Source organism: Bradyrhizobium sp. UFLA05-89 (assembly GCF_059803475.1).
Map to the genome: position 1 here is coordinate 21,027 of NZ_JBANBA010000124.1, position 6,331 is coordinate 27,357.

5 protein-coding genes are annotated in these 6,331 nt (G+C 63.2%); all 5 read left to right on the top strand.

Going from position 1 to position 6,331, the window contains the following annotated elements:
- Nucleotides 1-17: 17 nt before the first annotated feature.
- Entirely contained in the window at nt 18-1,169 is a 1,152-nt protein-coding gene (locus tag SO139_RS39105; protein WP_498541704.1) for a M50 family metallopeptidase, read from the top strand.
- A gap of 179 nt (nt 1,170-1,348) precedes the next feature.
- Nucleotides 1,349-3,883, top strand: coding sequence for an outer membrane protein assembly factor BamA (bamA, locus tag SO139_RS39110; protein WP_449381634.1), 2,535 nt, complete (start codon nt 1,349-1,351; stop codon nt 3,881-3,883).
- Between the two features lie 32 nt (nt 3,884-3,915).
- Nucleotides 3,916-4,983: a UDP-3-O-(3-hydroxymyristoyl)glucosamine N-acyltransferase gene (gene lpxD, locus SO139_RS39115; protein ID WP_449381633.1), complete on the top strand. Its 1,068-nt coding sequence runs from the start codon at nt 3,916-3,918 to the stop codon at nt 4,981-4,983.
- On the top strand, nt 4,983-5,441 hold the full coding sequence (gene fabZ / locus SO139_RS39120; protein WP_027523862.1) for a 3-hydroxyacyl-ACP dehydratase FabZ: 459 nt from the start codon (nt 4,983-4,985) through the stop codon (nt 5,439-5,441). The genes lpxD and fabZ overlap by 1 nt, the downstream gene beginning before the upstream one ends.
- Before the next feature lie 252 nt (nt 5,442-5,693).
- On the top strand, nt 5,694-6,331 hold a 638-nt coding region (lpxA, locus tag SO139_RS39125), incomplete at its 3' end, for an acyl-ACP--UDP-N-acetylglucosamine O-acyltransferase (RefSeq protein ID WP_498541705.1).

Sequence of the window (6,331 nt, forward strand, 5' to 3'; positions counted from 1 at the left end):
CGGGTTAAGAGGAATCGATGACTGAGTTTTTCCTCCATAGCTTCAACACCTTGAGCCATGGGCTGATCGGCTATGTGATCCCCTTTTTATTCGTCCTGACCATCGTCGTTTTCTTCCATGAGCTCGGCCATTTTCTGGTCGCGCGCTGGGCTGGCGTGAAGGTGTTGACCTTTTCGCTCGGGTTCGGCCCCGAGCTCGCCGGCTTCAACGACCGCCACGGCACGCGCTGGAAGATCTCGGCGATCCCGCTCGGCGGCTATGTCAAATTCTTCGGCGACGACACCGAGGCCTCGACGCCATCGGCCGTGACGCTGGCCGCAATGTCGGCGGAAGAACGCGCCGGCAGCTTCCATCACAAGAAGGTCGGCCCGAGGGCTGCGATCGTCGCGGCCGGACCGATCGCGAATTTCCTGCTCGCGATCGCGATCTTCACCTGTCTTTTCACCTTTTTCGGCAAGCCATCGACCACGGCGCGAGTCGACAAGATCGAGGCGGGCAGTGCTGCGGCAGCGGCCGGCTTCCAGGTCGGCGACGTCGTGACCGCCATCGACGGAACCAAGATCGGAAGCTTCTCCGACATGCAGCGGATCGTCGGCACGCATGCCGGCGACAAGCTGATCTTCACCGTGAAGCGGGGCGATTCCCAGGTCGATCTGTCCGGGACCCCGGAGCTGCGCGAGGTGAAGGATCCCTTCGGCAACGTGCATCGGCTCGGCGTGCTCGGAATCACCCGGCAGACGGCGGCCGGTGACACCGTCACCGAGCGGGTCGATCCGGCCACCGCGCTGTGGCTGGGCGTGAAGGAAACCTGGTTCGTGATCGACCGGACGCTGGCCTATATCGGCGGGGTCTTTGCCGGTCGCGAGGCGGCCGATCAGGTCGGCGGTCCGTTACGAATCGCCCAGATCTCCGGGCAGGTCGCGACCATCGGCATGGCTGCGCTGGTGCATCTGGCCGCAGTGCTGTCGATCTCGATCGGGCTGTTGAACCTGTTCCCGGTTCCGCTGCTCGATGGCGGGCACCTTTTGTTCTATGCGGTGGAAGCAGTCCGCGGCCGGCCTTTGTCGGAACGCGCGCAGGAGATGGGGTTTCGAATCGGGCTCGGCTTGGTACTGATGTTGATGGTGTTTGCGACCTATAACGACATCCTCCATCTGGCGGCATCGTGAAACGGGCTTTTTTGTGACGTTGCTCTTAGGCAACGTCCTGGACTGAAATTCAAACTACGGCGCGCTCGGCCGTTTGCGGCGTCGGTGAAATTAGCTACAAGCGGCATGAAACTTGGGGAATCTCCCAGACCGGCGTTGGGGTTGGGTCTGGCACTGGAATGATAAGGGCGTCGTTGCGCATGATGTTTGGTATGAAGGTCCGGGGGGGCCTGCTCGCCACCCTGATCATGTTCGGCGTGCCGGTGCTTGCCCCGGTTGGGGTAGCGCTTGTGTCTACGCCCGCCGCCGCCCAGACGGTGGATTCGATCTCGGTGGAGGGGAACCGCCGTGTCGAGGTCGAGACCATCCGTTCCTATTTCAAGGCAGGCCCCGGCGGGCACCTTGACCAGGCAGCCATCGACGACGGCCTCAAGGCGCTGATCGAGACCGGACTGTTCCAGGACGTGAAGATCAATCGCGTCGGCGGCCGGATCGTGGTTTCGGTGGTCGAAAACGCCGTCATCGGTCGCGTCGCCTTCGAGGGCAACAAGAAGATCAAGGACGAGCAGCTCACCGCCGAAGTCCAGTCCAAGCCGCGCGGCACGTTCTCTCGCGCCGTGGTGCAGTCGGACACGCTGCGCATCGCCGAAATCTATCGCCGCTCCGGCCGCTACGACGTGCACGTCACGCCCGAGATCATCGAGCAGCCGAACAACCGCGTCGACCTGGTCTTCACGATCGAGGAGGGCGCCAAGACCGGCGTCAAGTCGATCGAGTTCGTCGGCAACGTTGCCTATTCGAGCTATCGCCTGAGGGACGTCATCAAGACCCGCGAGACGAATCTCCTGAGCTTCCTCGGCAGTGCCGACGTCTACGATCCGGACCGGGTCGAGGCCGACCGCGACCTGATTCGCCGTTTCTACCTCAAGCACGGCTTCGCCGACGTCCAGGTGGTCGCCGCGATCACCGAATACGATCCGGAGAGGAAGGGCTTCCTCGTCACCTTCAAGATCGAGGAAGGCCAACAGTATCGCGTCGGCTCAGTCGACTTCCGCACGAGCATCCCGAACTTCGATCCCACCGTGCTGCGCAGCTATTCGCGCGTCAACGTCGGCTCGCTCTACAACGTCGAATCGGTCGAGAAGTCGGTCGAGGAGATGCAGATCGAGGCCTCGCGCCGCGGCTATGCCTTCGCCGTGGTTCGGCCGGGTGGCGACCGCAATTTCGATGCGCACACCGTGTCGGTCGTGTTCAACATCGACGAAGGTCCGCGCACCTATATCGAGCGCATCAACATTCGCGGCAACATCCGCACGCGCGACTACGTGATCCGCCGCGAATTCGACCTCTCCGAGGGCGACGCCTACAACCGTGCGCTGGTCGATCGCGCCGAGCGGCGTCTGAAGAACCTCGACTTCTTCAAGACCGTCAAGATCACCACGGAGCCGGGGTCCTCCAGCGACCGCGTGGTCCTGATCGTCGATCTCGAGGAGAAGTCCACCGGCGACTTCTCGGTGTCGGGCGGTTATTCCACGACCGACGGCGCGCTGGCCGAAGTCTCGATCTCCGAGCGCAACCTGCTCGGCCGCGGACTGTTCGCCAAGGCATCCGTCACCTACGGCCAGTATGCGCGCGGCTATTCGCTGTCGTTCGTCGAACCGTACCTGCTCGACTACCGCGTCGCGCTCGGCCTCGACCTCTACCAGCGTACGCAGCTGTCCAACAGCTTCATCTCTTACGGCACCAAGACGCTGGGCTTCAGCCCGCGCCTCGGCTTCAGCCTGCGCGAAGATCTGGCCTTGCAGCTGCGCTATTCGATCTACCGTCAGGAGATCACGCTGCCGTCCTATCTGCAGGACTGTAACAACACGCTGGGCACCGCGGCCAATACAAGCCCGGCCTTCTCCGCCGCAAACGGTGGTGTCCCTGATCTCAGCTCCACCAACGGCCTCGGGTGCTACCAGAACGGCGAAGCCTCGCTACCGGTGCGCAAGGAGTTGGCGAACGGCGCGACGCTGACCTCGGCGCTGGGCTATTCGTTGACCTACAACACGCTCGACAACAACAAGAACCCGACCGACGGCCTTCTGGTCGACTTCAAGCAGGACTTCGCCGGCGTCGGCGGCGACGTCTCCTACCTGAAGTCCGCGGTTGATGCGAAGTACTACCAGTCGCTGGTGTCCGATCTCGTCGGCCTCGTCCATCTGCAGGGCGGTATCCTCAACAAGTGGGGCAGCACCGAACTGCGCATGCTCGATCACTTCCAGATGGGTCCGAATCTCGTCCGCGGCTTTGCGCCGAACGGCATCGGTCCACGCGACCTCAATCCCTATGGCACGCAGGACGCGCTTGGGGGCACGAAGTACTGGGGCGCTTCGCTCGAATTGCAGATGCCGTTCTGGTTCCTGCCCAAGGAAGTGGGTCTGAAGGGCGCGGTCTATGCCGACGCCGGCGGTCTCTACGACTACCAGGGACCGACGACCTGGGCGCTCACCGGCGAAACGACGACGACGAAGAACTCGACCTGTACGCCGTCGACCGTCAACCCGGCCACGCCTGGAACTTGTACCGGATTGGTGTATGACGACAGCAAGGTCATCCGCTCGTCGGTGGGTATCGGTCTGATCTGGCAGTCTCCGTTTGGACCGCTGCGCTTCGACTACGCAGTGCCGCTCACCAAGGGCGCGTATGACCGCGTGCAGCAGTTCCGGTTCGGCGGCGGTACGTCGTTCTAAGCTGATCTCCGGCCGGACCTCGACGGGGTGGAATGGCGCAGCCGTCCTTCTTCAAGAAGCCGCCTGCGTCGGCGCTGGCCGATATCGCCACGCTGACGAAGGCGCAGCTGGTCGACCCGGCCCGGGCCGGCCACATGATCACGGGCCTGGCTTCGCTCGACGAAGCCGGCCCGATGCACCTGACGTTCTTCGACAACCTCAAATATGTCGACCAGCTCAAGGCGACCAAGGCCGGCGGCTGCCTCGTCAGCCCGCGCTTCGAGGCGCAGGTACCGGCGCACGTCGCCGCGCTGCGCGTGGCGCAGCCGTTCCGTGCCTTCGTCAGGATCGCCCGGGAATGGCACGGTGACGCGCTGAGGCCGCAATCCTCGGTCGGCAATGACGGCATCGCGCCGTCGGCGATCATCGATCCAACGGCGCGTCTGGAGGACGGCGTCGTGGTCGATCCACTGGCCGTCATCGGCCCTGAGGTCGAAATCGGCAGCGGCACCGTGATCGGCGTCGGCGCGGTGATCGGCCCTGGCGTCAAGATCGGCCGGGACTGCGACGTCGGCGCCCGTACGGCCATCCAGTGCGCCCTGATCGGCAACAACGTGCTGATTCACCCTGGCTGCTCGATCGGCCAGGACGGCTACGGGTTCGTCTTTTTCGGTCCCGAGGGCCACCTCAAGGTGCCGCAGACGGGACGGGTGCTGATCCAGAACGACGTTGAGGTCGGGGCTGGCACCACCATCGATCGGGGGTCCTTGCGTGACACCGTGATCGGGGAGGGCACCAAAATCGACAACCAGGTCCAGATCGGCCACAATGTGACCATCGGCCGGAACTGCCTGCTGGCGGCTCAGATCGGCCTCGCCGGCAGCCTGACGATCGGCGACAACGTGGCGCTGGGAGCGAAGGTTGGCATCAACAATCACCTCAAGATCGGCGATGGGGCTCAGGTCACCGCGATGAGCGGCGTCAAGGACGACATCCCGGCAGGCGGACGTTGGGGCGGCTTTTTTGCCAAGCCGACCAAGCAGTGGTTCAAGGAGATCATCGCGGTGGAGCGTCTCGTGCGTGACAGCAAGGCCGATGGGAAGGACGAGGGACAGGAGTAATGGAGGAAGCACCGGTCAGGTTCGAGCTCGTGGACATCAACGCGATTCTGCGCACGCTGCCGCACCGCTTCCCGATGCTGTTGATCGACCGGGTGATCAACATCCGCACCGACTATAGCGGCATCGGCATCAAGAACGTCACCTTCAACGAGCCGGCCTTCCAGGGGCATTTCCCCGAACGGCCGGTCTATCCCGGTGTGATGATGATCGAGGCGATGGCGCAGACCGCGGGCGTGATCGGCATCACATCGGTCGATGGCACGGAGAAGCCGCGGGCGGTGTATTTCCTCACCATCGACAAGTGCAAATTTCGCAAGCCCGTGCTGCCTGGTGACACCATCGAGTACCACATGCGCTCGATCGGTCGCCGCAAGGCGATGTGGTGGTTTCACGGCGATGCCAAGGTCAACGGCCAGGTCGTCGCCGAAGCCGACGTCGGCGCGATGCTGACGGACTGAGGCGAGTTTCTCGTCGCTTCAATCTACGTCGTCGTTCCGGGATGTGTGAGAAGTGCGCAGGCCCGGAATCCATAACGCCGAACGTCGTTATGGATTATAGCTCGCGACTTCGTCGCGCCCCGGAATGACGGACCATGGACGATGGCTTCCAGCGTGAAACAAGCCGAGATGATACGTCACTGGACAGATCGCGCAAAGTCGCGCTAACCACCGGAAAACCGAGCGACTTCAACGGATAGCCAGACCTTCTTAATGAGCAAGATTGATCCCACCGCGCGCGTGGAAGACGGCGCCGTGATCGGCGAGGGCACCGAGATCGGGCCCTTCTGCATCATCGGCCCGAACGTCGTGATCGGCAAAAATTGCAAGTTGATCGGGCATGTGCACATCACGGCGCAGACGACGATCGGCGACGATTGCACCATCTACCCGTTCGCCTCGCTCGGCACGCCGCCGCAGTCGCTCAGCTATCGCGGCGAGCTGACGAAGCTACGGATCGGTTCAGGCTGCACCATCCGCGAATCCGTGACCATGAATGCCGGCACCGTCGCGGGCGGCGGCATCACGGAGGTCGGCGAACGCGGCTATTTCATGAATTGCAGCCACGTCGGGCACGACTGCCATGTCGGCAACGACGTGATCTTCGCGACCTCGGCGACGCTCGGGGGGCACTGTGAGATCGGCGACTTCGTCTTCATCGGTGGCTTGTCCGCGGTGCACCAGTTCACCCGCATCGGTCCGCAGGTGATGGTCGGCGGCGTTTGTGGCGTGCGTGACGACATCATTCCGTTCGGGCTCGTCAACGGCCAGTATGCGGTGCTCGAAGGTCTCAACATCATCGGCATGAAGCGGCGCAAGTTCACCAAGCAGCGGCTCGCGAGCGTGCGCGC